19 protein-coding genes are annotated in these 26,049 nt (G+C 70.7%); 9 read left to right on the top strand and 10 right to left on the bottom strand.

Annotation, left to right across the window (positions count from 1 at the left end; translation table 11 throughout):
• Nucleotides 1-9 precede the first annotated feature (9 nt).
• On the top strand, nucleotides 10-570 hold the full coding sequence (locus AB0F72_RS05540) for a GNAT family protein (RefSeq protein WP_360425586.1): 561 nt from the start codon (nucleotides 10-12) through the stop codon (nucleotides 568-570).
• On the opposite strand, the gene glgB is transcribed toward AB0F72_RS05540, so the two are convergent.
• The 5 genes from glgB to AB0F72_RS05515 all read right to left on the bottom strand — a co-directional run bounded on the left by glgB (nucleotide 558) and on the right by AB0F72_RS05515 (nucleotide 8,695).
• Nucleotides 558-2,663, bottom strand: coding sequence for a 1,4-alpha-glucan branching protein GlgB (gene glgB / locus AB0F72_RS05535; protein ID WP_360426056.1), 2,106 nt, complete (start codon nucleotides 2,661-2,663; stop codon nucleotides 558-560). The genes AB0F72_RS05540 and glgB overlap by 13 nt on opposite strands.
• Before the next feature lie 68 nt (nucleotides 2,664-2,731).
• Entirely contained in the window at nucleotides 2,732-4,045 is a 1,314-nt protein-coding gene (locus AB0F72_RS05530; RefSeq protein ID WP_360425583.1) for a maltokinase, read from the bottom strand.
• On the bottom strand, nucleotides 4,042-5,799 hold the full coding sequence (gene treS, locus AB0F72_RS05525) for a maltose alpha-D-glucosyltransferase (protein WP_360425580.1): 1,758 nt from the start codon (nucleotides 5,797-5,799) through the stop codon (nucleotides 4,042-4,044). Before treS ends, AB0F72_RS05530 begins: the two co-directional genes overlap by 4 nt.
• A 12-nt stretch (nucleotides 5,800-5,811) precedes the next feature.
• Entirely contained in the window at nucleotides 5,812-7,776 is a 1,965-nt protein-coding gene (locus tag AB0F72_RS05520; protein WP_360425577.1) for an alpha-1,4-glucan--maltose-1-phosphate maltosyltransferase, read from the bottom strand.
• 136 nt (nucleotides 7,777-7,912) lie between these two features.
• A complete protein-coding gene (locus tag AB0F72_RS05515) occupies nucleotides 7,913-8,695 on the bottom strand; it encodes a fused MFS/spermidine synthase (protein WP_360425574.1) in 783 nt (260 codons plus the stop codon).
• Between the two features lie 93 nt (nucleotides 8,696-8,788).
• Between AB0F72_RS05515 and AB0F72_RS05510 the strand changes: the two genes are divergently transcribed.
• Nucleotides 8,789-9,373: a hypothetical protein gene (locus AB0F72_RS05510; RefSeq protein ID WP_360425571.1), complete on the top strand. Its 585-nt coding sequence runs from the start codon at nucleotides 8,789-8,791 to the stop codon at nucleotides 9,371-9,373.
• 110 nt (nucleotides 9,374-9,483) lie between these two features.
• Here AB0F72_RS05510 and AB0F72_RS05505 read toward each other — a convergent pair whose 3' ends face one another.
• Together AB0F72_RS05505 and ppgK are read right to left on the bottom strand one after the other, a co-directional pair.
• Nucleotides 9,484-9,951 carry a PPOX class F420-dependent oxidoreductase gene (locus tag AB0F72_RS05505; RefSeq protein WP_360425569.1) on the bottom strand — a complete coding sequence of 156 codons (468 nt, stop codon included), beginning with the start codon at nucleotides 9,949-9,951 and terminating at the stop codon, nucleotides 9,484-9,486.
• 22 nt (nucleotides 9,952-9,973) lie between these two features.
• Nucleotides 9,974-10,777, bottom strand: a complete 804-nt coding sequence (gene ppgK, locus AB0F72_RS05500) for a polyphosphate--glucose phosphotransferase (RefSeq protein ID WP_360425566.1) — start codon at nucleotides 10,775-10,777, stop codon at nucleotides 9,974-9,976.
• Between the two features lie 227 nt (nucleotides 10,778-11,004).
• On the opposite strand from ppgK, the gene AB0F72_RS05495 reads away from it, so the two are divergent.
• Nucleotides 11,005-11,772 carry an RNA polymerase sigma factor SigF gene (locus AB0F72_RS05495; RefSeq protein WP_360425564.1) on the top strand — a complete coding sequence of 256 codons (768 nt, stop codon included), beginning with the start codon at nucleotides 11,005-11,007 and terminating at the stop codon, nucleotides 11,770-11,772.
• Between the two features lie 1,095 nt (nucleotides 11,773-12,867).
• Here the strand turns inward: AB0F72_RS05495 and AB0F72_RS05490 are convergent.
• Both AB0F72_RS05490 and AB0F72_RS05485 read right to left on the bottom strand, forming a co-directional pair.
• A complete protein-coding gene (locus AB0F72_RS05490; protein ID WP_360426053.1) occupies nucleotides 12,868-13,473 on the bottom strand; it encodes a general stress protein in 606 nt (201 codons plus the stop codon).
• A 29-nt stretch (nucleotides 13,474-13,502) separates the two neighbouring features.
• Nucleotides 13,503-14,417 carry a phosphatase PAP2 family protein gene (locus AB0F72_RS05485; RefSeq protein WP_360425561.1) on the bottom strand — a complete coding sequence of 305 codons (915 nt, stop codon included), beginning with the start codon at nucleotides 14,415-14,417 and terminating at the stop codon, nucleotides 13,503-13,505.
• Nucleotides 14,418-14,636: 219 nt separating this feature from the next.
• Here AB0F72_RS05485 and gsmA point away from each other — a divergent pair, with 219 nt between their 5' ends.
• Together gsmA and AB0F72_RS05475 are read left to right on the top strand one after the other, a co-directional pair.
• A complete protein-coding gene (gsmA, locus tag AB0F72_RS05480; RefSeq protein WP_360425558.1) occupies nucleotides 14,637-15,752 on the top strand; it encodes a sporangiospore maturation cell wall hydrolase GsmA in 1,116 nt (371 codons plus the stop codon).
• 66 nt (nucleotides 15,753-15,818) lie between these two features.
• Nucleotides 15,819-18,125: an ATP-binding protein gene (locus tag AB0F72_RS05475; protein ID WP_360425555.1), complete on the top strand. Its 2,307-nt coding sequence runs from the start codon at nucleotides 15,819-15,821 to the stop codon at nucleotides 18,123-18,125.
• Nucleotides 18,126-18,198: 73 nt separating this feature from the next.
• Here AB0F72_RS05475 and AB0F72_RS05470 read toward each other — a convergent pair whose 3' ends face one another.
• Entirely contained in the window at nucleotides 18,199-18,567 is a 369-nt protein-coding gene (locus AB0F72_RS05470) for a response regulator (RefSeq protein ID WP_360425552.1), read from the bottom strand.
• A gap of 163 nt (nucleotides 18,568-18,730) precedes the next feature.
• On the opposite strand from AB0F72_RS05470, the gene AB0F72_RS05465 reads away from it, so the two are divergent.
• The 4 genes from AB0F72_RS05465 to AB0F72_RS05450 all read left to right on the top strand — a co-directional run bounded on the left by AB0F72_RS05465 (nucleotide 18,731) and on the right by AB0F72_RS05450 (nucleotide 25,077).
• On the top strand, nucleotides 18,731-19,810 hold the full coding sequence (locus AB0F72_RS05465; protein WP_360425549.1) for an LCP family protein: 1,080 nt from the start codon (nucleotides 18,731-18,733) through the stop codon (nucleotides 19,808-19,810).
• A gap of 55 nt (nucleotides 19,811-19,865) precedes the next feature.
• A complete protein-coding gene (hrpA, locus tag AB0F72_RS05460) occupies nucleotides 19,866-23,792 on the top strand; it encodes an ATP-dependent RNA helicase HrpA (RefSeq protein WP_360425546.1) in 3,927 nt (1,308 codons plus the stop codon).
• Between the two features lie 75 nt (nucleotides 23,793-23,867).
• The gene (locus tag AB0F72_RS05455) at nucleotides 23,868-24,260 is read left to right on the top strand and encodes a DUF6401 family natural product biosynthesis protein (RefSeq protein WP_360425543.1); all 393 of its coding nucleotides are present in this window, start codon (nucleotides 23,868-23,870) and stop codon (nucleotides 24,258-24,260) included.
• A 67-nt stretch (nucleotides 24,261-24,327) separates the two neighbouring features.
• A complete protein-coding gene (locus AB0F72_RS05450; protein WP_360425540.1) occupies nucleotides 24,328-25,077 on the top strand; it encodes a LamG-like jellyroll fold domain-containing protein in 750 nt (249 codons plus the stop codon).
• Nucleotides 25,078-26,049 lie beyond the last annotated feature (972 nt).

Here is a 26,049-nt window from a genome sequence, read left to right as displayed (position 1 = left end):
CCTCACCCGGTGCTTCTCGCGACGGAACGGCTCACCCTGCGGCGATTCCGGGCGTCCGACGCCCCGCGGCTGGCCGCGTACCGGTCGGATCCGGAGGTGGCCCGTTACCAGTCCTGGGACGCGCCGTTCCCCCTCGACCGGGCGGAGGCCGCGGTGCGCAACTTCGCCGCCGGCTCGCCGGACGAGGCGGGCCATTTCCAGTACGCGGTGGAGCTGACCGCCGAACGGGCGCTGATCGGGGACGTCTACGTGCGGCTGCACGACAACCTCAGACAGGCGGAGATCGGCTTCACGGTCGACACCCCGTACCAGAGGAAGGGTTTTGCCGTTGAGGCCGTCAGCGCGGTGCTGGACCGGCTCTTCCGGCGTCAGGGCCTGCACCGGGTGATGGGGGAGTGCGACGCGCGGAACGTGGCGTCGGCGGCGCTGCTGGAACGGCTGGGTTTCCAGCGCGAGGGGCGGCTGCGCCAGCAGACGTTCATCAAGGGGGAGTGGACCGACGACCTGCTGTACGGCCTGCTCGCCCCCGAGTGGCTCGGGGACGAGCAGGAGCCCGGTCAGCCCTCGTAACGCAGCCAGAGCGCGCCGAGCGGCGGCACGCGCAGCGCGGCCGAGGCGTCGAAGCCGTGCCACGGGATGTGCTCGGCCTCCACCGCCCCCATGTTGCCGACGCCGGAGCCGCCGTAGATCTCACTGTCCGTGTTGATCACCTCGGTCCACCGGCCGGCCCGGGGCAGGCCGATCCGGTAGCCCTCGTGCGGGACCGCGGCGAAGTTGACGACGCAGGCCAGGGTGTCGCCGTTCGGCGTGAAGCGGACGAACGAGAACGTGTTGTGCTGCGAGTCCTCGCTGGTGATCCACCGGAAGCCGGCCGGGTTGGTGTCCTGGCTCCACAGCGCGGGCGTCTCGCGGTAGACCCGGTTCAGGTCGCTCACCAGGGTCTTCACGCCGGCCCGCTGCGGGTCCTGGAGCAGGTCCCAGTGCAGGCCGCCGCTCTCGTTCCACTCCTTCTCGTCGCCCATCTCGGCGCCCATGAAGAGCAGCTGCTTGCCGGTGAACGCCCACATGAAGCCGAGCAGCGCGCGGGTGTTCGCCAGCTTCTGCCAGGTGTCGCCGGGCATCTTGCCGGTCAGCGAGCCCTTGCCGTGCACGACCTCGTCGTGGCTGATCGGCAGGATGTAGTTCTCGCTCCACGCGTAGACCGTCGCGAACGTCATCTGGTGGTGGTGCCACTGCCGGTGGATCGGCTCCTTCTCGATGTACGAGAGGGTGTCGTTCATCCAGCCCATGTTCCACTTGAAGCCGAAGCCGAGGCCGCCCAGGTGGGTCGGGCGGGTGACGCCCGGCCACGCGGTGGACTCCTCGGCGATCGTCATCACTCCGGGGTGGTGCTTGTAGACGGTCGCGTTCATCTCCTGCAGGAAGCTGATCGCGTCCAGGTTCTCCCGGCCGCCGTACTGGTTCGGGGTCCACTCGCCGTCCTTGCGGGAGTAGTCCAGGTAGAGCATCGAGGCGACCGCGTCGACCCGCAGGCCGTCGGCGTGGAACTCCTCGCACCAGTAGAGCGCGTTCGCCACCAGGAAGTTGCGGACCTCCTTGCGGCCGAAGTCGAAGACGTACGTGCCCCAGTCCGGGTGCTCGCCGCGCCGCCAGTCGCCGTGCTCGTACAGCGGCGTGCCGTCGAAGCGGGCCAGGGCCCACTCGTCCTTCGGGAAGTGCGCCGGCACCCAGTCGAGGATGACGCCGATCCCGGCCTGGTGCAGCTTGTCGACCAGGTAGCGGAACTCGTCCGGGGTGCCGAACCGCGACGTCGGGGCGTAGTAGCCGGTGACCTGGTAACCCCAGGAGCCGCCGAACGGGTGTTCCATCACCGGCATCAGCTCGACGTGCGTGAAGCCCGTCTCGAGCACGTACTCCACCAGCTGCTCGGCCAGCTCGGTGTAGGTCAGGCCGGGCCGCCACGAGCCCAGGTGCACCTCGTAGCAGCTGATCGGCTCCTGGTGCCAGGACTTGCGGGCGCGCTCGCGCATCCACTGCTCGTCGTGCCAGGAGTAGGACGACTGGTAGACCACCGACGCGGTGGCCGGCGGCACCTCGGTGTGCTGGGCGATCGGGTCGGCGTGCTCGCGCCACACCCCGTCCCGGCCGAGGATCTTGAACTTGTACTTGGAGCCGATGTGCGCGCTCGGGATGTACAGCTCCCAGACGCCGCTGGAGCCGAGCGAGCGCATCGGCCACCCGTCGTACGGCCCCCAGCCGGAGAAGTCGCCGATCACCTGGACGCCCTGCGCGCCCGGCGCCCAGACCGCGAACGCCACGCCGGTGCCGCGCGGCTGCGCGCCGAGCACCTTCCAGAGCTTCTCGTGCCGGCCCTCGCCGATCAGGTGCAGGTCCAGCTCACCTAGGGTGGGCAGGTGACGGTACGGGTCGTCGCACTGCGTCCCGTCCACGTCCAGGCGGTAGTCCAGGACGGTGCCGGCCAGCTCGGCCGCGAAGATGCCGTCCGGGTGCACGGCCGTCATCTCGGTGCGCTCGCCGTCGTGCAGGACCGCCACCGTCTTCGCACCCTTGCGCAGGGTACGGATCACGGTGTGCCCGCCGTGCGGATGAGCGCCGAGGATGGCGTGCGGATCGTGGGTCGCCCCGGAGATCACGCTGTCCATGGCCCGCTGGTCGGCGGCGAGGCGCGAGGTGGTGTTCCCGATCATGGTGGTTCTGTCCTCCGGGATGGTCATCCGACGAGCCGGGTGATGGAGCGCAGGGGGATCCGCAGCCATCCCGGGCGGTGCCGGGCTTCGTAAGCGGCCTCGTAGACCGCCTTGTCCAGCTCGTACGCCGACAGCAGCGCCCCCTGGTCGCGGGGGTCGGCGCCGGCCACGTGGGTGTACCCGTCGCAGAACGCCGCCCGGTTGCGGTCCACCCACTCCCGGGCGCGCGCCGCCAGGTGCTCGTCGTCGTCCTGGTCGACGAGCAACTGGTAGGCCGCGTACTCGTAGGAGCGGAGCACGCCGGCGACGTCGCGCAGCGGCGAGTCCGGCATCCGGCGCTCGTCCAGCGGCTGGCCCGGCTCGCCCTCGAAGTCGATCAGCAGCCAGGCCTCCGGGGTGCGCAGCACCTGGCCCAGGTGCAGGTCGCCGTGGATGCGCTGGACGACCACCTCCGCGCCGGTCAGCGCCTCGAACCGGGCGGTGATCGCCGGGACGAACTGCTCCAGCTCCGGCACCGCTGCGGCGGCGGCGCGCAGCCGGGCCAGGACCGCGTCCAGCGGGAACGGCGCGGGACCGGTGCCGAGCTCCTCGGCGAGCGTCCGGTGCACCGACGCGACCGCCTCGCCGAGCCGGTACGACTCGCCCTGGAAGTCGCCGCCCACCTCGTCGGCGCCCAGCTCCGCGTCGGCGAAGAGGTCCCGCGCGGACGCGGTCGCCATCGCCCAGCCCTCGGCCGAGTTCGCCGCGTACTCGGTGACCATGCCGAGCGAGCAGGGCCCGCTGTCGTCGGCCGACTGCAGCGAGCCGAGCAGCCGGGCCACGTGCGGGTTGCCGGCCCGCCCGAGCACCCGGTTCAGCTCGATGTCCGGGTTGACGCCGCAGGTGACCCGCCGGAACAGCTTGAGGATCGCGTCCTCGTCGAAGATCACGCTGGTGTTGCTCTGCTCGGCGTCGAAGACCCTCGGCCACGCTTCGAGCGGCAGCTCGACGCCGGGTTCCTTCTCGAACGTCACGTCGCCGGCCGTGGCCGAGCTGTCGACCAGCCCGAGCAGGTGCCGGGTGGCCCGCGGGTCGTAGAGCGCGTCGTAGCCGGCCCGGCCGTCCTCGGTCGTGCCGATCGAGGCGATCGCGCTGTACTCGGGCAGCGGGCCGTCGCCCCAGCCGACCAGCACCTGGTAGCGCTCGGAACTGCCGTCGGTGTACTCCACGTCGACGAGGACCAGGTCGAGGTCGTCGCCCAGCGGCGTGGCCGACGCCTCCGTGACGGACGCGAGCACCCGGCTGCGCCCCGCGTACCAGCGTTGTTTCGGTAACCACTCGGCGAAAGGCAGCGTCATTGCTTCTCCTCCGACCCGCACAACTGGAACCAGTAGAAGCCGTGTCCCGGAAGGGTCAGAAGGTACGGCAACTGCCCGATCCGCGGGAAGTTGACGTGCCCGGTGAGCTCGACCGGGGTGTATCCGTTCCAGTGCTGCAGGTTCAGCTCGATCGGCTGGGGGAAGCGGGACAGGTTGTTCACGCAGAGCACGACGTCGTCGCCGTACTCGCGCAGGTACGCCAGGACCGACGGGTTGGAGCCGCCCAGCTCGCGGAACGTGCCGACGGCGAACGCCTCGTGCCGGCGGCGGACCGCCAGCATCGTCCGGGTCCAGTTCAGCAGCGAGGTGGAGTTGTCCCGCTGGGCCTCCACGTTGACGGCCTGGTACCCGTACACCGGGTCCTGGTTGACCGGCAGGTAGAGCCGGCCCGGTGTGGCGGTGGAGAAGCCGGCGTTGCGGTCCGGCGTCCACTGCATCGGGGTACGCACGCCGTCCCGGTCGCCGAGCCAGATGTTGTCGCCCATGCCGATCTCGTCGCCGTAGTAGAGCACCGGCGAACCGGGCAGCGAGAGCAGCAGGGCGGTGAACAGCTCGATCTGGTTGCGGTCGTTCTCCAGCAGCGGGGCGAGCCGCCGGCGGATGCCGACGTTCGCCTTCATCCGCGGGTCCTTGGCGTACTCCGAGTACATGTAGTCGCGCTCTTCGTCGGTGACCATCTCGAGCGTCAGCTCGTCGTGGTTACGCAGGAAGATGCCCCACTGGCAGTTGTCCGGGATGGCCGGCGTGTTCGCCAGGATCTCCGAGATCGGGAACCGCGACTCGCGCCGGACCGCCATGAAGATGCGCGGCATCAGCGGGAAGTGGAACGCCATGTGGCACTCGTCGCCGCCGCTGCGCGGATCGCCGAAGTACTCCACCACGTCGGCCGGCCACTGGTTCGCCTCGGCCAGCAGCACCCGGCCGGGGAACTCGTCGTCGATCACCTTGCGGCAGTGCTTGAGGAACGCGTGGGTGGCCGGCAGGTTCTCGCAGTTGGTGCCCTCCTCCTCGAAGAGGTAGGGCACCGCGTCCAGCCGGAAACCGTCGATGCCGAGGTCCAGCCAGAACCGCAGGACGTCCAGCATGGCCTCCTGCACCTTGGGGTTCTCGTAGTTGAGATCCGGCTGGTGCGAGAAGAACCGGTGCCAGTAGAACTGCCGCCGGACCGGGTCGAACGTCCAGTTCGACTCCTCGGTGTCGACGAAGATGATCCGGGCGTCCTTGTACTTGTCGCTGGTGTCGTTCCAGACGTAGAAGTCGCCGTACGGGCCGTCGGGGTCGTGCCGCGACGCCTGGAACCACGGGTGCGAGTCCGAGGTGTGGTTCATGACCAGGTCGGTGATCACGCGGATGCCGCGCTTGTGCGCCGCGTCCAGCAGCGCCACGAAGTCCTCGACCGTGCCGAACTCGGGCAGCACCTTGTAGAAGTCGCGGATGTCGTAGCCGCCGTCGCGCAGCGGCGAGTCGTAGAACGGCGGCAGCCAGAGGCAGTCCACGCCGAGCCACTGCAGGTAGTCCAGCCGCTCGATCAGGCCGCGCAGGTCGCCGCCGCCGTCCGAACCCGAGTCGTAGAAGGCGCGCACCAGGACTTCGTAGAAGACCGCGCGCTGGAACCAGGTGCGGTCGGCGGGGAGCGCCCGGGCGTGACCGAAGTCTTCCGCGTTCGGGTGCTCGACCACACCGTCCTCGGTGTGACTGCCCTCCGCCGGGTCGTGCTCGCTCGTCAGCTCCATCGTGTGTTCCCCCTACCCCGTCTGCACGACGAAGATGTGTGCCGGCTCGACATACGGGTCGATCCGGACCGCGTTGAACTGACCCCACTCGTACGTCGCCCCGGAGATCTGGTCGACCACGGTGAACCGGTCGTGCCAGCCGAGGCCGAGCGCCGCCATGTCGAGTGTGGTGTTGCCCCATTGCACGTTGCTGGAATCGAAGGAGACGATCACCAGAATCGTGTTCCCGGTCTCGTCGTCCCGCTTCGAGAAGCAGAGCATCGCGCCGTTGTCGATCTCGTGGAAGCGCAGGTTGCGCAGCCAGTGCAGGGCGGGGTTCTCGTCCCGGATCCGGTTCAGCCTCCTCAGGTACGGCGCGAGCGACCGTCCGGCCCGCTCGGCGCCGGCCCAGTCGCGCGGCTTCAGCTCGAACTTCTCGTTGTCGATGTACTCCTCCGCGCCGGGGCGGGCGACGTGCTCGAACAGCTCGTAGCCCGAGTACATGCCCCAGGACGGCGTGAGCATCGCCGCCAGCACCGCGCGGATCTTGAACATCGGCGGGCCGCCGTGCTGCAGGGACTCGTGCAGGATGTCGGGGGTGTTCGGCCAGAAGTTCGGCCGCATCCAGTCGATCGTGGTGAGCAGCTGCTCCATGTACTCGCGCATCTCCCAGGCCGTGGTGCGCCAGGTGAAGTACGTGTAGGACTGCGTGAAGCCGATCTTGCCGAGACCGTTCATCATGGCCGGCCGGGTGAACGCCTCGGCCAGGAAGAGCACGTCCGGGTCGGACTCCTTGACCTTGGGGATCAGCCACTGCCAGAAGTTGACGGCCTTGGTGTGCGGGTTGTCGACGCGGAAGATCTTCACGCCGTTGTTCACCCAGTGCATCACCACGCGGTAGACCTCGTCGCGCAGCGTGCGGTAGTCGTTGTCCCAGTTGATCGGGTAGATGTCCTGGTACTTCTTGGGCGGGTTCTCGGCGTACGCGATGGTGCCGTCGGCGCGGGTCGTGAAGAACTGCGGGTACTGCTTGACCCACGGGTGGTCCGGAGCCGCCTGGAGGGCCAGGTCGAGGGCGACCTCCATGCCCAGCTCCTCGGTCCTCTCCCGGAAGTAGCGGAAGTCCTCGAGCGTGCCGAGCTGCGGGTGGATCGCGTCGTGGCCGCCCTCGTCCGAGCCGATCGCCCACGGCGAGCCGACGTCCTCCGGGCGGGCCACCAGGGTGTTGTTGCGGCCCTTGCGGTTGATCTTGCCGATCGGGTGGATCGGCGGCAGGTAGACGACGTTGAAGCCCATCGCTGCGATCGCCGGCAGGCGCTCGGCAGCGGTCCGGAACGTGCCGTGCTTGATCGGCGTGGCGTCCGGGCCGATCTCGGCGCCCTCGGAGCGCGGGAAGAACTCGTACCACGAGGAGTAGAGCGCGCGCTTGCGGTCCACCCAGAGCGCGAACGAGCGGGTCGTGGTGACCAGCTGGCGCACCGGGTTGTGCCAGAGCAGCTCCTCCAGCTCGACGCCGGGCGTCACCCGGGCGAACAGCGACCGCTGCTCGTCGCGGAGCGCGGCCGCGGCCTCGCGGACCCGCTCCTCCTCCTCGGCCGGCACGATCTTGACGGCGAGGTCCAGGATCTCGGCGCCCTCGGCCAGGTCGTTCGCCAGGTCCTCGAGGCCCTGCCCGGCCTCGATCTTCTTGACCACGGCGTTGCGCCAGGTCCGGTACGGATCGTCGAACGCCTCCACGGTGAACGTCCACCGGCCCACCTGGTCCGGGCGGATCGTGGCGTGCCACTGGTCCAGGCCCGGCTCGCCCGGCGCCATCCGGGTGAACGGCTTGGTCTCGCCGTCCGGGCCGCGCCATACCACGTTCACGCCGAGCGCGTGGTGTCCTTCCCGATAGGACACGGCGGAAACCGGGACCACCTCGCCGACCACCGCCTTCGCGGGGTAGCGGCCACCGGAAACGGCCGGGGTCACGTCTTCGATCGGGAAGCGTCCGGTCATGATCTCCACCGTAGTCAGAGGGGCGCGGGAGGACTCGGCGACCGGGAAAACCACCGCCGGCGTCGCTAAGACTTTTCCGCAGTGGAGGGGATGAAACCGGCCGATCGCCGATGCGTCTCAACCTACCGGAGCACCCCTACCGGGGCGCATCCAGACGCGGCCGCGCGCCGCCGGAAAACACGACAAGTTCACCTGCCCGCAACAGGCGCTCGTCACGCTCGGTAGGCACCCGGGGGACAGCGCCCGCCAGCAGCACCACGTTGCCGGCCCGCCGTCCGCGCAGCACAGCGGCCGATCCGAGCAGTCCGGCCTCGTCGAACGCCGCACGGACGGTCGCCACCTGGATCCGCGTCCACGCCAGCGGTGGGACATCCGTCACGTTCATGATCAGAAGTCCGCCGGGCCGCAGCGCGCGGGCCGCCGCTGACGCGAATCCGAGCGTCGCCACGGAGATCGGCGTGGCGGCGCCGTCGAACACGTCGGCGACCATCACGTCGTACCCCTGCGGATCCTCGGTCTCCAGCGTCGCGCGCGCGTCGCCCACCTCGATCTCCACGCCCGGCGGTGGCGGAAGTTCCCGCCGGACCAGATCGACCAGCAGCGGATCGAGCTCCACCACCTTCTGCGCGACACCCGGCCACCACCGGGCCGCCAGGCGCGGCACGGTCAGCGCGCCCCCACCCAGATGCAAGATCTTCCCGGGTACGCGGGAAGCGCTCCACGACCGCAGCACGCGGCCGATCTGACGCACGTAGGGAAACTCCAGGCGCTCCGGGTCGGCAAGATCGACATACGACTGCGGGACGCCGTTCACCAGCAGCGTCCAGCCCTGCGGGCGGGCCGGATCGGGCCGCAGCTCGGCCCGGCCGGACGCCACCTCCACGACCAGGGGAGCGCGTCGGTTGCCGTGCGTTGCCATCGAGGAACCTTACTCAAGAGCGGGCCCGGGCACCCGAGCTATACCCCTGACGCCAGCCGGATCCGGCAGGCGCCTGAGGGAGGAGAGCAACACGTGGCCGGACCGTCGACCGCACTGTCCCCGGTGATCGCCGCCAGCACCCACTGGCTGGCCCGCGCCTACCCCGGCGGTGAGTCCAACACGGTTGCCTGCACCCTCGCCGAGCTCCAGGCCCGGCAGGCCGTCACGGTCGCCGCGTGGCTGCGCTACCCGACCGAGATCGACGCCGCGCTCGTCGCGATCGCCGGCCCCGGCGGCTCCGCCCTGCTCGACTGGAAGGCCGGCAGCGAGCCCGAGGACGAGTACGCCGACGGCGAGGGCTGGCGCACCTGGGTCGACGAGGTCGTCGTCAGCTGGGCCGCGTGCCTGCTCGCCGACCCGATGCTGGCCCGCCGCGGCGTCGACTCGGTGATCGCCGCGCTGCCGGCCATCCCCGACCCGCGGCCCCGCCCGCACGCCCGCCGGGGCGGCGGCCTGCCGAACGAGTTCCGCCGGCTGCTGCAGCCCGACGCCCGCGACCGCGAGGCCGCCGCGCTGCTGCGCCACCCCGACCTGCTGGAGCCGATCGCCGCGATGCACCGCGACTCCTTGCTCTACCTGCTCGACGCCGAGCCGGACCGGGCGCCGCTCAGCGTCTGAAGACTTTCTTGAGAACGAGCAAGGCCGGCGCCCTCCTGTCCTCCTGGGGTGCCGGCCTTGCTTCGTTCGCGTCTGATCTCCGGCTCTGATCCCGGCTCTGATCCTCGGCTCTAATCCTCGGCCAGGCGCGGCGGGAAGCCGCCGGTCGCGATCGGGCCCCACGACTCGATCGTCACGCGGATCAGGCACTTGCCCTGGTCCCGCATGGCCTGGCGGTACTCGTCCCAGTCCGGGTGCTCGCCGGAGATGACCCGGAAGTACTCCACCAGCGGCTCGACCGCGTCCGGCAGGTCGATCACCTCGGCCACGCCGTCCACCTGCACCCACGCGCCGTTCCACTCGTCCGACAGGACGCAGACGCTGACCCGCGGGTCGCGGCGGATGTTCGCCACCTTGGCCCGCTCCGGGTAGCTGGAGATGACGATCCGGCCCTCGGTGTCCACGCCGCACGTGTTCGGCGAGGACTGCGGGCGGCCGTCCTTGCGGGTGGTCATCAGGATCGCGTGGTGCCGGTGCCGCAGGAATGCGAGCAGCTCGTCCCGGCCGACCCGGTTGTTCGTCGCGATGGTGCGCGCCATAACCCCGTACCCTCTCCGTCTATCAGCTCTTGGCGGCCTGCGCCGCCGCGTCCACCTGGATCGCTCCGGGGTCCTGCCGGCCGGGGCCGGCGGCAGCCTGCTCGGCGCTGACCGCCGCGCCGATGATGCCGGCGTTGTTCAGCAGGGTGGCCGCGACCATCGGGGTCCGGATGTCGATCAGCGGGAAGAACTTCTCCGACTTCTTGCTCACGCCGCCGCCGATCACGAACAGCCGGGGCGAGAGCAGCATCTCGACGTGCCGCAGGTACTTCTCCACGCGCGGCGCCCAGTGCTCCCAGGACAATTCCTTCTGCTCCCGGATCCGGTCCGAGGCGAGCAGCTCCGCGTCCTTGCCGTCGATCTCCAGGTGGCCCAGCTCGGTGTTCGGGATCAGCACGCCGTCGAGGAAGAGGGCGCTGCCGATGCCGGTGCCGAGCGTGACCATCATGATCAGGCCGGACTGGTCGCGCCCCGCGCCGAACGCCACCTCGGCCGCGCCCGCCGCGTCCGCGTCGTTGAGCACCGTGGCCGGCTTGCCCAGCCGGTCGCTGAAGAGCTTCGCGGCCGGCGCGTCGATCCACGACTTATCCACGTTCGCCGCGCTGCGGGTCACCCCGTCGACCACGACGCCGGGGAAGGTGATGCCGACCCGCTCGAAGCCGCCGAACTTCTCGGCGACCTCGGCCACCGCTTCCACGACGCTCTCCACGGTCGCCGGCTGGGGGGTGGGCACGCGGAACCGCTCAGCGAGCAGCTCCCCGCGCACCGTGTCGACCGGGGCGCCCTTCACACCGGAGCCGCCGATGTCGATGCCGAGGATGGTCATCCGTCTTCCTTCTCCCGCTGAGGTCCTTGCCGTTGCGTGTCTACCACGCGGATTCTCCGGAGGCCGGACGGGCTCTCCAGGATGAATTCGCTCCGCTATTCCCGCATTCACGCAACGTCACTCATCCTTTCGGCTAGGCGCGAGTAGGCTTCTCGGATAGCGTTGCACTTCAGAACGGTCGCCGCTCGCGGGCACGGCTCTCTGCCCGCTGTGATGGAGGACCTGACATGACAATTCTGGGAACCGCGCCGACCAGCGCGGCCGACCAGCTCGCCGCGCTCGCGGCCGTGCCGGCCGGCGATCCGACCCGGGCCGCGCTCCGGAGCCGGGCCATCGAGGCCTGGCTTCCGCTCGCCCGCCACCTCGCCCACCGGTACTCCGGTCGTGGCGAGCCCACCGACGACCTGATCCAGACCGCGACCGTCGGTCTGATCAAGGCGGTGGACAAGTTCGACCCGGAGCGTGGGGTCGACTTCGCGGGCTACGCGATTCCGACCATCATCGGTGAGATCAAACGGCATTTCCGGGACCGGACCTGGTCGGTGCGGGTGCCGCGCCGGTTGCAGGAACTGCGGCTGGCGATAACCGAGGCGAACAGCACGCTGACCCACGCGCTGGGCCGGTCACCGACCGTGCCGGACATCGCGGGCCATCTGGGGATCAGCGAGGAGGACGTGCTCGAAGGGCTGGAAGGGGCTCGGGCCTACAACGCCACGAGTCTGTCCACGCCGATCTCCGCCGACGGGAACACCGAGCTGGGGGACACGCTCGGGTGTGAGGACCACGAGTACGAGGTCGCCGAGACCCGGGTGGCGCTCGGGCCTGCCCTGGCGATGCTCGACGAGCGGGAGCAGCGGATCCTGACGCTGCGGTTCTACGGGAATCTGACCCAGTCGCAGATCGCCGATCAGGTGGGGATCTCGCAGATGCACGTGTCGCGGTTGCTGACCAAGGCGCTGACGAAGCTGCGGCGTCATCTGGATGGGGAGATCTAGGCTCGCCGGTGTCGCGGTGTGTGGCACTCAGCTTGAGTTGAATCTCGGGTATGGGCCTGGCGGGCGGATTGTTCTGCTTGTGGTGGTTCAGTGAACCTGGGCTATTTGTGGGCTGTCGCATTCGGGTTGTTTGTGTGCGTTGACGGCTTCTCGGGGGCGGCGGCTGGCACGCGGGATCGGTCTGTGCGGGCGCTGCTCGCACTGGCGCATCTTGGATGATCGTGTTTCGTGGTAATTGTCCGGGAGGGCTGGGTGCCGACTGGTCCGCTGGATGCACGAATCGACGCGCCCGCGTTCTGGTAGTCCGCCAGGCGCAGCCGGTTGTCACGCTGTTTACCAGCGGTTGTCACGATGGCACCAGCGGTTGTCACGATGGCACCAGCGGTTGTCACGATGGCACCAGCGGTTGTCACGATGGCACCAGCGGTTGTCACGATGGGTCACCAGCACGGCGGAGCGTTGTGGCTTTGCGGCATTCTGCGGGGCCCGGGGCGTCCGCCAGTTTCCGGTAAGCGCCGGCTTTACCCCGGATGCCGGTACCCCCGGTGACGATCACGGCGTCTGACCGGCGACCGGGGTGTGGCGCACTGACCCGAATCCCACACTCTCTGCGGTATCACGTGCTGCGGGCCACTCGGGGTCGCTTGGGCGGGAAGGTTGATCATCAATGATGGGGCCGCCCACCCAGGGCTGCCGACAAGGCGTCGTTCGCGGGGCCGCTGACGGGGCTACTGGCTGCCACCCGGTCGCGCTGTGCCACGAGGCCGATCGTCGAGCGCGCTCCCCGGGGCCGCTCGCAAAATGCGTTCACAGGGTCGGCCCTCGCAAGGCCGGCCCTCGTGAAGACCGCCCCCGGGAAGCCGGAGCCCCCGGGAAGCCGGGGCGCCCGCGAAGCCGGGGCGCCCGCGAAGCCGGAACCCGCACAAAGACCAAGCCACCACAAAGCCCGCCCTCCCTAGGGGGAGCCCCCTCAGCCAGTGTGGCGGGGGAGGGCGATCTTTGCTTTCGGGGCTGTGGATGACGGCCGGGTGTGTATAACTCCGAATCTCGGGGCCGGACCCTCGGTGGAACCGCCGGGCCCGGCGAACCCGGTTCTCACTGCGCGCCGCTCGCCCGCCAGTTCAGCTGCACCAGCAGGTGGCGCGCCTCATCCGCCACCTCGGCGTCGGCGATCACCGCGTACTGCGCCGCCTGCAGCGAACTCCGGGACGAGAAGTCCCGGCGCCCGCCGGTCGCCGCGTGGGCGATCGCGCCGAAGATGGCGCCCCAGATCGCGCCGATGATCAGCGTGGTGAGGATGACGCCGAGCCAGCCGCTGTCGCTGAAGATCCCGAAGAGCAGGCCGATGAAGAGGCCGAACCAGGCGCCGCTGGCCGCGCCGGCGGCGGCTGCCCGGGCGGTGGTGAGCCGCCCCAGCACGGTTTCGACGAGGCGCAGGTCGGTGCCGACGATGGAGACCCGCTGGACCGGGAACTTGTTGTCCGACAGGTGGTCGACGGCCTGCTGGGCCTGCGCGTACTCCGGGTAGGTGCCGACCACGACGGTGGGGCCGGCCGGGCCCGCCGCCGCGGGACTCTGCGCGGGCAGCGTGGGCACGCCGGCCGGGCCGGGCGGGACCGGGCCGCCGGCGGGAGCGCCCGGGCCGGGCGGAACCGAGCCGCCGGCGGGAGCGCCCGGGCCGGGAGTGCCCGCGGCCGGCATGGGTGTGGTCGGGTCGTTCGACGGCAGTGTCATTTGGTGCCTCCCAGGTTGGGCCGGCCGGCCGGCGGTTCGTCCGCCGTGAGCCGCACCCAGAGAATGAACGTACCGGCGACGCAGGCCACGATGCCCGCGCTGCCGGTGAGAAACGCGAACCGCTCGGACACGAAGTCGGGGGAGCCGCGTTCGGCCAGGGCCACCGCGAGCAGGCCGAGGAGGCCGGCTGCGGCGGTCACCGCTCCGGTCACCGCGAGACCCGCCATGACCAGCCTGTTCGGCAGTTGCATCGGACGCGGCGCGCCGGCCCGCCGCATCCGGACGGCCCAGACGGCCACGCCGCCGCAGGCGATCACGACCAGCAGGGCGGCGACGGCGTCGCTGGGGCGGTGCCATTCGGCCCAGACGGTGGCGATCGCGACGAGCGTGACGTAGCCGGCGCCGACCAGGCCGATGGTGCCGCGCAGCGCCCGGGGGAAGACCAGCACCAGCACGAACGCGACCGAGGCGGCGGCGGTGACGTGCCCGCTGGGGAACGAGTTCGGCATCGCGAGGCCGTCGAGGTCCGGCCGGGTCAGGTGCGACTTGAGGTACTGGGTGGTGAGGTTCGCGGCGCCGACCACGAACGCGGCGCCGAGCGACAGGTCGAGGCGGCGCCGGAGCACACCGAACGCGGCGGCCAGGACGCAGACCAGCGCGAGCAGCGTGAGGTGGGTGTACTGCAGGGCCTTGTTGAGCACGTCGGTCACCTGCGGATGGTCCACGTCGCCGCCGGACATCACGGCGGTGTCGACGGCCTGGCCGAGCGGGGTGCGGACGAACGTGTAGTAGATCGCCGCGACACCGGCGGCGGCGAGCACGCTGACGAGCAGCGGCGTGACCGTGTGCCGGAGGCTCCGGGCGGGCGTGGCCACGGCGATCCGTGCCGGCTGCGGCGCGACGGTCGTCAACGGGACCTCCAGACGGTCGTCAACGCGACCTCCAAGTGCGGCGGGTGATGCCGACACGGCTTTCCCCGTCCCGCGGATTCTCAAGCACACCTGTCACGCCGGCCACATCGGACACACGGCACACCACGGCAACGCAGCCGCACCCGGACGGGATCCGGGGACGCAACACCCGGCCGGGACCTTCGTACGGACGCCGCCCGCTACGAAGGAGACGTTTCCATGAGGCACACGACCCGACGACTGCTCACCGGCGCCGCGCTGGTGCTTGCCGCCGGGACCGGGCTCGGCATGGCACCCGGCACGGCGAACGCGGCCGGGCTCCCGGCGACCGTCGACGTCAGCAGCACGCTGAAGACGCGGTCGGCGCCGAGCACCACCGCGAAGATCATCGGAACGGTCAAGGACGGCGCGAAGATCTCGATCGCCTGCGCGGTGAACGGGACGACCGTACGCGGGAAGGTCCGCACCACGAAGGTGTGGGACAGGCTGACCAGCGGCGCCTACATCTCGCACAGCTACGTGCGCACCAGCTCGAAGATCCCGGCGTGCCCGGCGCCGGCGAGGAAGCCCGCCGGGAAGGCCGCGAAAACCGTCACCGGAACGGTCCGCAGCGGCGACGGCCCGGTGAACACCCGCAGCGGCCCGTTCACCTCGTACGCCACGGCCGGTTCGCTGGCGAACAACACCGTCGTGCAGCTGGTCTGCGCGGCGCAGGGCACCCAGGTCGCCGGGACGGTCCGGACGACGTCGCAGTGGGACAAGCTCACCGACGGGCGGTACATCTCGCACGCGTACATGCTGTCCGGGACCTTGCCGGCGTGCCCGGACGCGCCGGCCGCGACGCCCGCGCCCGCACTGACGCCCGCGCAGTTCATCGCGGCCGCGGCGCCCGGCGCGCAGCAGGGCTGGCGTGACTACGGGGTGCCGCCGTCGGTGACCATCGCGCAGGCGATCCTGGAGTCCGGCTGGGGTCGCAGCGGCCTGTCGTCGGTCGACAAGAATTTCTTCGGCATCAAGTGCCAGAACGGCGCGTACGGCCCGCACGCCACCGGCTGCCACGTCTACAAGACGACCGAGTGCACCAAGGCCGGCAAGTGTTTCGAGACCGCCGACGCGTTCCGGACCTACCGCACGATGGCCCGCTCGTTCCGCGACCACGGGCACTTCCTGAAGGTCAACAAGCGGTACGCCCCGGCGTTCGCCCACACCCGCAACGCCGACAAGTTCATCGAGCAGGTGTGGAAGGCCGGGTACGCCACCGACCCGAAGTACGTCGCCAAGGTCACCGGGATCATGAAGAGCTACGACCTCTACCGGTACGACACCTGGAAGTAGGCACCGGAACCCGGTTCGCGTCCTACGCTTTTTATGGTGGGGCGACGTACGGGTTCAGAACACCGGGTGGCCGGTCCGCTCCTCGCCACCGGGATGCTGCTCACGGGACTGCTGGTCACCGTGCTGGTGGCGGCCGGGCTGCACGCCGCGCAACGGGACAAGGCCGAGCGCGTGATGGATCAGCGGCACGCGATGGCCCTCGCGGCGGTGCGGACCGAGATCGGGCGGTACCGCCAGCTGCTCGAGGCGCTCGCCGCGGGCGCCGCCACCCAGAACGAGCTCACCTGGGAGGACTTCGACGTCGCCAGCGCACCGCTGGAGGACGCCGAGCTGATCGGGGCGGCGGCGATGGCGTACGTCGCCCCGGTCCGCACCACCGACATCGCCGCCGCGCAGCGTCTCTGGCGGGCGCGGGGCGCCGACGGGCTCACCCTGCGTCCGGACGGCGCCGGCCCCGAGCACTTCTTCTCCATCTTCGTACGCCCCCTCGCGGACGCCACGGCGACGGCCGGTGGCGTCGACCTCAGCAATGCTCCCGAGCTGATGAACGCGCTCGAGGAGTCGCGCCGGATCCACGCCACGACGGTCTCCGACGCGTACGTCCTGCTGCGGGACCGGCACAAGCCGGTCGACGCCCAGCAGCAGTCGTTCGCCTTCGTCGCCCCGATCTGGACCCGCGCGAACACGCCGGAGTTCCGCGGCTGGATGGTGCTCGGCCTGCGCGGGCGCAGCTTCCTCTCCGGTGTGCTGGACACGATCAGCCAGGGCCAGATCTCCGGGAACCTGATCGCCACCGGCAGCGACGGCTCGCGGGTCACCATCGCCGACTGGTCGGTGCCGGGGGATCCGGACCTGCGGCGCGGCTCCGGGTTCCGCGTCGGCGACCGGACGTGGACGCTGGTCACCCAGGCCGACTACGGGCGGCTGCCGGGCGCCGGCGGCCAGCTGCCGGTGCTCGTCGGCGGCGGCGGGCTGGCGCTCAGCTCGTTGCTGTCCTGGCTGGTGTACGTGCTGGCCACCGGCCGGGCCCGGGCCCGGCACCAGGTCGCTGTCGCCACCGGGGAGCTGCGCGCGGCGGAGGCGGAGAGCCGCCGCCAGGCCGGGCTGCTCGGCGCGGTGGTCAGCAGCATCAGCGACGGGGTCAGCGTGGTCGACGAAACCGGCCGGGTGCTGCTGGAGAACCCGGCCGGCAAGCGGCTGATGGGCACCCCCGAGCCGAGCGACCATCCCCAGCAGTGGCAGCAGCACTACGGCGTCTTCCGGCCGGACGGGATCACCCCGCTGCCGCTGGAGGAGATGCCGCTGATCCGCGCCCTGAACGGCGAGTCCGCCGACGGCGTGGAGATCGTCATCCGCAACGCCCAGCGGCCCGAAGGGGTGCTGATCAGCGTGGACGGCCGGCCGCTCGACCCGAGCGCCGGGCTGCGCGGCGCGGTAGCGGTGTTCCGGGACGTCACCGACCTGCGCCGCTACGAGACGGATCTGCAGGTCTTCGCCGGTGTGGTGGCACACGACCTGAAGGCGCCGCTGGCGGTGGCCCGCGGGCATGCCGAGCTGGCGCTCGACGAGCTGCCCGACGACAGCCCGGCCCGGTCCCGCCTGGAACGCGTGGTGCGGACCGCCGACCGGATGGACACCATGATCGAGACGCTGCTCGCGTACACGACGGCCCGGAACGCGCCGCTGCGGCCGGCAGTGGTGGACATCGAGGCGCTGGCCCGCGAGGTGATCGAGGAGCGGGCCGGCGACCGGGAGGTGCGCTGGTCGGTCGGGCCGCTGCCGTGCGTCCAGGCCGACGGCGGGATGGTGCGGCACGTGCTGGACAACCTGGTCGGGAACGCGATCAAGTACGTCCGTCCCGGTGTGGTGCCGCGGGTCGAGGTCACCGGGTCGCTGGACCCCGACCATTGGGTACGGGTGGAGGTCGCCGACGCCGGAATCGGCATCCCGGAGGAGGACCGGGCCGAGGTCTTCGAGACGTTCCACCGGACCGAGGAGGCGGCCGGATACGCCGGCACCGGCCTCGGTCTGGCGATCTGCCGCCGCATCGTGGAACGGCACGGCGGCGAGATCGGTGTCACCGACAACCCGGGCGGGGGGAGTCGCTTCTACTTCACCCTGCCGAACGCCGAGGAGGCGGACATGATCGATATCCCCGACGACACCGGTGTCTCCGGTAGCAGTGTCCCCGGTGACAGTGACTCCGGCGACGACGATGACGACGCTGCGGTTCGCGCGGCCCTGGAACGGGCTCTCGCCGAGCGCGCCGCGATCATCGAGGCCGCGCAGCTGCCCGGCCTGGGGCTGACGCCGCATCCGGCCGAGGACCGGCCGCTGCGCGCGCCCCGCCAGGAGCGGCAGCACCAGGACTGAGCGGCTCTCCGGCGCGCGGACTCTCCGGCCGGCTGGCTCTCCGGCCCGGGGGGCTCTCAGGCCCGCGGGGCTCTCAGGCCCGCGGGGCGGGGTCGAGCAGGCTTGCGATCAGGGCGAGCAGCTGGGCCGGCACGAACGGCTTGAGCAGCGTCGCCGAGGCGCCCGCGGCCTGGGCGGACTCGTCACCGGGCAGCAGCGACCCGCTGGCCACCACCACCGGGATGTGCCGCAGGTCGTCGTCGGCCCGGATCGCCCGGCACAGGTCGAGGCCGGTCATCCGGGGCATGTCCACGTCGGTGACGACCAGGTCCGGCCGGTGCTCACGGACCGCTTCGAGGGCGGCGGCGCCGTCCGCTGCGGCGACCACCCGGTGCCCGGCTCGCTCCAGGGAGCGCTTCAGCACGTACCGGATGTCCTCGTGATCCTCCGCGACTACGATCACAGCGCGCCTCGTTCCCTGTTCATCTGTTTATGAGGGCCGACCTCGTCCGTCGGTGGGGATACCGAGCCAGGACGCGCCGGGAAACGGCGATTTCCACCGGTTCTTGGCGAGTTCCACCTGAACGGTTGATGACCTTCGCCCAGCCCTTCGGTTGGGTGTTCTGGTGGACGCAGAGAACGATCTTGAGCCGGTGGCCGAGCCGGTGGTGAAGCCCCGCCGATTCGCGGGTTTCCGCACGATGGCCGGCTGGCAGAAGGCGCTGATCGTTCTGGGGGTGCTGCTGCTCGTGATCGCCGGTGGCCTGACCGGCACCGGCTTCTACCTCTACGAGCGGTACGACAACAAGGTCTCCCGCGAGTCGCTGCTGCCGTCGCGGTCGGCCGAGGACGCCGCCAGGTCCGCGGAGAACTGGGACTCCGGGCCGCTCAACCTGCTGCTGCTCGGCTCCGACTCGCGTGCCGAGGAGCCGGACGAGGCGGGCCCGATCGGCGAGCGGTCGGACACGATCATGCTGCTGCACATCTCGAGGAAGCGGGACCACGCGACGCTCATGTCGATCCCGCGGGACAGCTACGTGGAGGTGCCGGCCGGCGGTTCGTGGAAGGGCGGCAAGAACAAGATCAACTCCGCGTTCGCGTTCGGCGGGGCGCCGCTCACCGCGGAGACCGTGACGAAGCTGACCGGGATCACGCTGGACGGCGCCATGATCGCCGACTTCGCCAGCATCCGCGAGATGGTCGACGCCGTGAACGGGGTGAACGTCTGCACCTACGCCACTGTGACGTCGCTGCACACCGGCCGGGTCTGGGAGCCGGGCTGCCACGACATGAGCGGCGAGGTGGCTCTCGACTTCGTCCGCCAGCGCTACAGCGTCGAGGGCGGCGACTTCGGCCGGATGCGCAACCAGCAGCTCGTGGTGAAGGCGCTGGTCGCCAAGGTGCAGTCCAGCGGCGCGATGACCAACCCGCTCAAGCTGGACAGCCTGCTCGGCATCGCGGCCGAGGCGCTCACCGTCGACGACAGCCTCGACCTGCGGGACCTGGCCTTCAAGGTCCGCGACCTGCGTCCGGACGACATCGATTACCTGACCGTCCCGGACACCGGCGCGAGCCTGGACACCCCGGCCGGCAGCGCGGTCGAGCTCGACCCGGACCTGTCGGCGTCGCTGTTCCAGGCGGTCGCCGGCGACACCGTGCGGCAGTGGCTCGCCGATAACCCGGGACAGGCGGCGCCCGGCTCCTGAGGGCGGCGATAATCACCGGGCGTTCCGCCGGAGGACCGCCTATTCTTGCCACGCCATGTCGATTTCGCCTGCCACTCCGGCCGTAGCCGAGCTGCGTTCCCGGATCTCCGAGCTGCTTCCCCGCGACGAACACCGCCTTGGGCGCCGGTTGGAGGGGACCCGGCGGATCCGTGACGACGCGGCCCGCTCCAGCGCGCTCGCCGAGATCGCCGCCGAGGTGGACCAGGCCCGGCTGGCCCTGGCGGCCCGTCTCGCGCGGGTGCCCCGTGTGACGTACCCGCAGGCCCTGCCGGTCAGCGGCCGCAAGGACGACATCGCCGCGGCGATCCGCGACCACCAGGTCGTGGTGGTGGCCGGCGAGACCGGCTCCGGCAAGACCACGCAGATTCCCAAGATCTGCCTGGAGCTGGGCCGGGGCCTGCGCGGGCAGATCGGTCACACCCAGCCGCGGCGGATCGCGGCGCGCACCGTGGCCGAGCGGATCGCCGAGGAACTGGACCGGCCGCTCGGCTCCACCGTCGGTTACAAGGTGCGGTTCACCGACCAGGTGAGCGACGACACCATGATCAAGGTGATGACCGACGGCATCCTGCTCGCCGAGATCCAGAACGACCGGATGCTGCGCCGGTACGACACGCTCATCATCGACGAGGCGCACGAGCGCAGCCTCAACATCGACTTCATCCTCGGGTACCTGCGGGAGCTGCTGCCGAAGCGTCCCGACCTCAAGCTGATCATCACGTCGGCGACGATCGAGACCGAGCGGTTCGCCGCGCACTTCGCGGACGCCGAGGGCAAGCCGGCCCCGGTCATCGAGGTGTCCGGCCGCACCTATCCGGTCGAGGTGCGGTACCGGCCGCTGGTCACGACCGCGATGATCGACGAGGATGAGGTGCGCGAGGAGCCGATCGACCAGATCGACGGCATCGCGGCCGCCGTCGACGAGCTGCCCACGGACGGCGACATCCTGGTCTTCCTCTCCGGTGAGCGGGACATCCGGGACACCGCCGACGCCCTGACCAAGCGGGACCTGCGCAACACCGAGATCGTCCCGCTCTACGGCCGGCTCTCCGCGGCCGAGCAGCACAAGGTCTTCGAGCGGCACACCGGGCGCCGGGTGGTGCTCGCCACCAACGTCGCCGAGACGTCGCTGACCGTTCCCGGCATCCGCTACGTGATCGACCCCGGGACGGCCCGGATCAGCCGGTACTCGAACCGGCTCAAGGTGCAGCGGCTGCCGATCGAGCCGGTCTCGCAGGCCTCCGCCAACCAGCGGAAGGGGCGCTGCGGGCGGACCTCGGACGGCATCTGCATCCGGCTCTACTCCGAGGAGGACTTCGAGCAGCGCCCGGAGTTCACCGAGCCGGAGATCCTGCGGACCAACCTGGCCAGCGTCATCCTGCAGATGACCAACCTGGGTCTGGGCGACCTCACCAAGTTCCCGTTCATCGACCCGCCGGACCGGCGCAACGTCACCGACGGCGTGAAACTCCTCGAGGAGCTCGGCGCCCTCGCCGACCGCAAGCTCACCCCGATGGGCCGCCAGCTCGCCCAGCTGCCGGTCGACCCGCGGCTGGCCCGCATGGTGATCGAGGCGGACCGGCAGGAGTGCGTCGCCGAGGTCATGGTGATCGCCGCCGCCCTGTCGATCCAGGACCCGCGCGAGCGGCCGGCCGACAAGCAGCAGCAGGCCGACGAGAAACACGCCCGGTTCACCGACAAGGAATCGGACTTCTTCAGCTATCTGAACCTGTGGCGTTATCTGCGCGAGAAGCAGCAGGAGCTTTCCGGCAACCAGTTCCGGCGGCTCTGCCGCAGCGAATTCCTGAACTATCTGCGGGTCCGTGAATGGCAGGACATCTACTCGCAGCTGAAGCAGGTCACCCGTACCCTCGGATTGTCGGTGAAGGAGGACTGGGAAGCCGGGGTCGCGGCACAGCCGGTGCACACCGCCCTGCTCGCGGGTCTTCTCAGCCACATCGGGTTCAAGGACCCGGAGAAACGGGAGTACCTGGGCGCCCGCGGCGCCAAGTTCGCCATCTTCCCCGGATCGGCCCTGTTCAAGCGGCAGCCGCGCTGGGTGATGTCCGCGGAACTCGTCGAGACCAGTCGGCTCTGGGGCCGGGTGAACGCGCGGATCGAGCCGGAATGGGCCGAGAAACTCGCGCCGCACCTGGTCAAGCGCACCTATTCGGAACCGCACTGGGACCGGAAGATGGGCGCGGTGATGGCGTTCGAGAAGGTGACCCTTTACGGGCTGCCGATCGTGCCGCGCCGCCGCGTCGGTTACGGAAAAGTGGATCCGGTCGTCTCCCGGGAGCTTTTCATCAGGCACGCCCTCGTCGAGGGTGACTGGGAGACCCACCACAAGTTCTACGCCGAGAACAACCGGCTGCTGAAACAGATCACCGAGATCGAGAATCGCGCCCGGCGGCGCGACATCGCGGTCGACGACGAGACGGTGTACGCGCTGTACGACGCGCGCATTCCGGCCGAGGTGGTCTCGTCGCGGCATTTCGACGGCTGGTGGAAGAAGGCCCGGCGGGACAACCCCGATCTGCTGACCTTCACCCGCGAGGACGTCGTCAACGCGGGCCGGGACACCGTCGACCCGAACGCGTTCCCGGACGCCTGGCTGGCCGGCGGGGTGAAACTCCCGCTCTTCTACGAGTTCAATCCCGACTCGCACGCCGACGGCGTCACGGTGAAGGTGCCGCTCGACCTGATCAACAAGATCGACGCGGAGGACTTCGGCTGGTCGGTGCCGGGCTTCCGCAAGGACGTCGTGATCGCGCTGATCCGGGCGCTGCCCAAGCAGCTGCGCACGTCGTTCGTCCCGGTGCCGGACTGGGCGGAAGCGGTCCTCGACCGGGTGCCGGCCCGGCGCGGCCCGCTGCCCGACGCGATCGGCGCCGAGCTGCGCCGGCTCAGCGGGACAGTGGTGCCCGCCGACGCGTGGCGCCCCGACCAGGTGCCCGAGCACCTGCGGATGAACTTCCGGGTGGTGAACGAGGCCGGCGAGGTGGTCGCCGAGGGCCGTGAGCTCGACGTGCTGCGCCGCCAGCTGGCCCCCAAGGTCCAGGCCACCATCTCCCGGGCGGCCGGCAACCTGGAACGCCGCGGCATCACCACGAACGACTTCGGCGCGCTGCCCCGCAAGGTCGCGCAGGTCCGGGGCGGGTACGAGGTCAACGTCTGGCCGGCGCTCGTCGACGAGGGCACCTCGGTCGCCGTGAAGGTCTTCGAGACCGAGCCGGAACAGCGCGTCGCGATGGTCGCCGGCACCCGCCGCCTGCTGCTGCTGACGCTGCCGCCGGCCGCGAAATATCTGGGCGGCCGGCTCGACAACAAGGCCAAGCTGGAACTGTCCCGCGCCAATCCGTACCGGTCGATCGCTGACCTGCTCGACGACTGCGCGGGCGCCGCCGTCGACCGCCTGGTCGCCGACAACGGCGGCCCGGTCTGGTCGTCGGTCGAGTTCGCGTCGTTGCGTGACCACGTCCGCCAGGACCTGGTCGACGCGGTCGCCAACGTGGTGACCCAGGTGCAGGCGGTCCTGGCCACCGCCTACGACGTGGAGCAGCGGGTGCGCACGCTGCGCGACCCGGCCCTGCTGCCCGCGCTCGCCGACATCCGGCAGCAGCTGAAGGGCCTGGTGCATCCGGGGTTCGTGACGGACACCGGGTGGCGGCAGCTGCATCACCTGCCGCGCTACCTGCGGGGCATCGTCTACCGGCTGGACCGGCTCGGCGGCGGGCTCGGCCGGGACCGGCAGCTGACCACGCAGATCCACGAGATCGAGTCGGAGTACCGCGAGCTGCGGGCCGAGGCGCATCCGGGCGGCCCGGCCGAGGAGGGGCTGCGGGAGATCCGCTGGATGATCGAGGAGCTGAGGATCAACTACTTCGCGCAGACGCTCGGCACCGCGTACCCGATCTCGGACAAACGGATCTACAAGGCGATGGACGCGCTGCCTCTCTAGCACTGTCGGTGCGCACCGGGTGCGGTTCGGTTACCCACCTGTTTTTGCTGGTCACGGGGCCCTAGTGTCTCCCGCATGACGAACGAGAACCTCGCTATCACCCCGATCGCCGCCGCCCCGCTCGCCGCCGTCGCCGCCCGCCCGGCCGGCGTCTACCTCGACGAGATGATGGCCCGGATCGGTGTCGACGGCCTGGCCGCCGCGTTCGCCTCGCCTGCCCTGCTGGCCCGGGTCGACCAGCACGCCGCCGCCGTCCGGGACGCCCTCGCCGGCGCCGACCGGGTGATGGACGCCGAGGGGCTGGCCGCTTACGCCCGGTCGATCGTGGCCGGCGCCGCCCGGATGGGCCGGACCCTGCCGGCGCCGGGGGAGGCCCCGCTCACCGCCGCCGCGTGGCTGGACGCGGAGTGGTCGCTGCTGCGGCTGCTCGGCGTGTGCCTGAACGCGGTGGAGGCCGCCGTGCTCTGACCCCCATATGGTCGACTTTGCTGGGGTGTTTTGCCGCATTCGAGTCGGAATGCGCGATCTTTTGTGCATGAGGATCCTCAACTACTCGATTCTGGCCCTGCTGGCCGTGCCGGCATCCGTCGCGGCTCTGGCCGCCCCGGCCGCCGTCGCCGCGCCGGGCGAGGTGCCGCCGGCGGGCCTGGTGGCCCGATACAACTTCGACGGCGGCGCCACCGGCGGGCGGGTCGCCGACCTGTCCGGACGCGGTGGCCCGCTCACCGTGCGCAGCGCCAACAACGGGCTCATCGCGTTCACCACGCTTGGCGCGGGACGGATCGCCTCGTTCCCGGGCACCTGTGCGGCCGGCGCCACCACCTGCCCGAAGGCGCTGCTCGAGGCGGCCGACGACGCCGACCTCGACCCGGGCGCCCGCAACTTCAAGTGGGCGGCCAGCGTGCGGGTCACGCAGGCCCAGCTGAGCGGCAACGCCAACGTGATGCAGAAGGGCGTCGCCGGCACCGCGAGCCAGTGGAAGATGCAGATCAGCGGCAAGGCCGGCCGTGCGCAGTGCGTGATGGTGGCACAGGGCACCGGGCAGAAGTTCACGGCCACGTCGGCGCGGCCGGTCGCGGACGGCAGCTGGCACCGGGTGGTGTGCGAGCGGGCCGGGACCGCGCTGAGCGTGTCGGTGGACGGGGCGGCGGGCAACCGGGTGACGGTTCCGGCCACCCTCGCCGTGGACAACACGATGCCGCTGCGGGTCGGCGGGCCGAACCTGCAGACCGGCGGCGACATGTACCACGGCCAGATCGACGACGTGTACGTCCAGCTCGGCTGACCGGCGGGCGGCCGGCTGGGCTGACCCGCTGACCCGCTGACCTGCTGACCTGCTGGGCTGATCGGCGGGCGCGGCAGCGACGGCGGTCGCCCGCCGCCGGAGCGCGTCGCACGCTCGTGGCGCACGCTCGTGGCGCACGCTCGTGGCGCACGCTCGTGTCGCAGGTGAGAAAGGCGAAGGCAGCCTCGGCCGCCTTCGCCTTTTGCTGTGTCAGTGTTGCCTGGCGGGCTGACCACTAACGTTTACCGGGTCTGATTCGTCAGGCGGCTTTGGTTCGAGGCGTTCCCAGCGTTGCCGGCGGTCGTTGCGATCCAGGCTCGTTCCCGGCGTGGGGCAGCCACGACGTCAGGGCGGCGGCGTCGGTGTCGCCTCGGCGCTCGTCGGCAGCACTGACGACCAGCTCACCCGGGCCGCCTCGCCCCCGCGTGCCCGCGCCCCCGCGTGCCCCGCCGACCCCGCGCTGGCGTCCTGCGGCTGGCATCTCACGCGGCACCTCCGGCCCCGCCGATCTTGGAACGCTCCGTCCCAGCCGTAGCTCAGGCATGTGATCAAGCTCGGGTAGCCGTTCTGGTCTACGGCTGGCGTGGCCGGGCCGTAGTTGAGGCATGTGATCAAGCTCGGGTAGCCGTTCTGGTCTACGGCTGGCGTGGCCCGGCCGTAGTTCAGGCATGTGATCAAGTCCGGGTAACCGCTCCGGCCTACGGCTGGCGTCGCCCAGCCGTAGGCCGTGCTGACTACTGATGGAAACACTCCGCCGGTAGACGACTTCCTTGATTGACCAGCGGTGTCACTGCTCCCGAGCGTCCGTTGTCCGCGCTGGGAGCCAGCCGACCCCGATCGCTCCACGATCCGCGAACGGCGACACCGGGCCGGCCCTGATCGCTCCACGATCCGCGAACGGCGACACCGGGCCGGCCCTGATCGCTCCACGATCCGCGAACGGCGACACCGGGCCGGCCCTGATCGCTCCAC

The organism is Actinoplanes sp. NPDC023936 (assembly GCF_040639325.1).
In the GTDB taxonomy this organism is placed as follows: domain Bacteria; phylum Actinomycetota; class Actinomycetes; order Mycobacteriales; family Micromonosporaceae; genus Actinoplanes.
The sequence above is the reverse complement of the archived record's forward strand: the minus strand, read 5'-3'. Positions and strand labels throughout refer to the sequence as shown.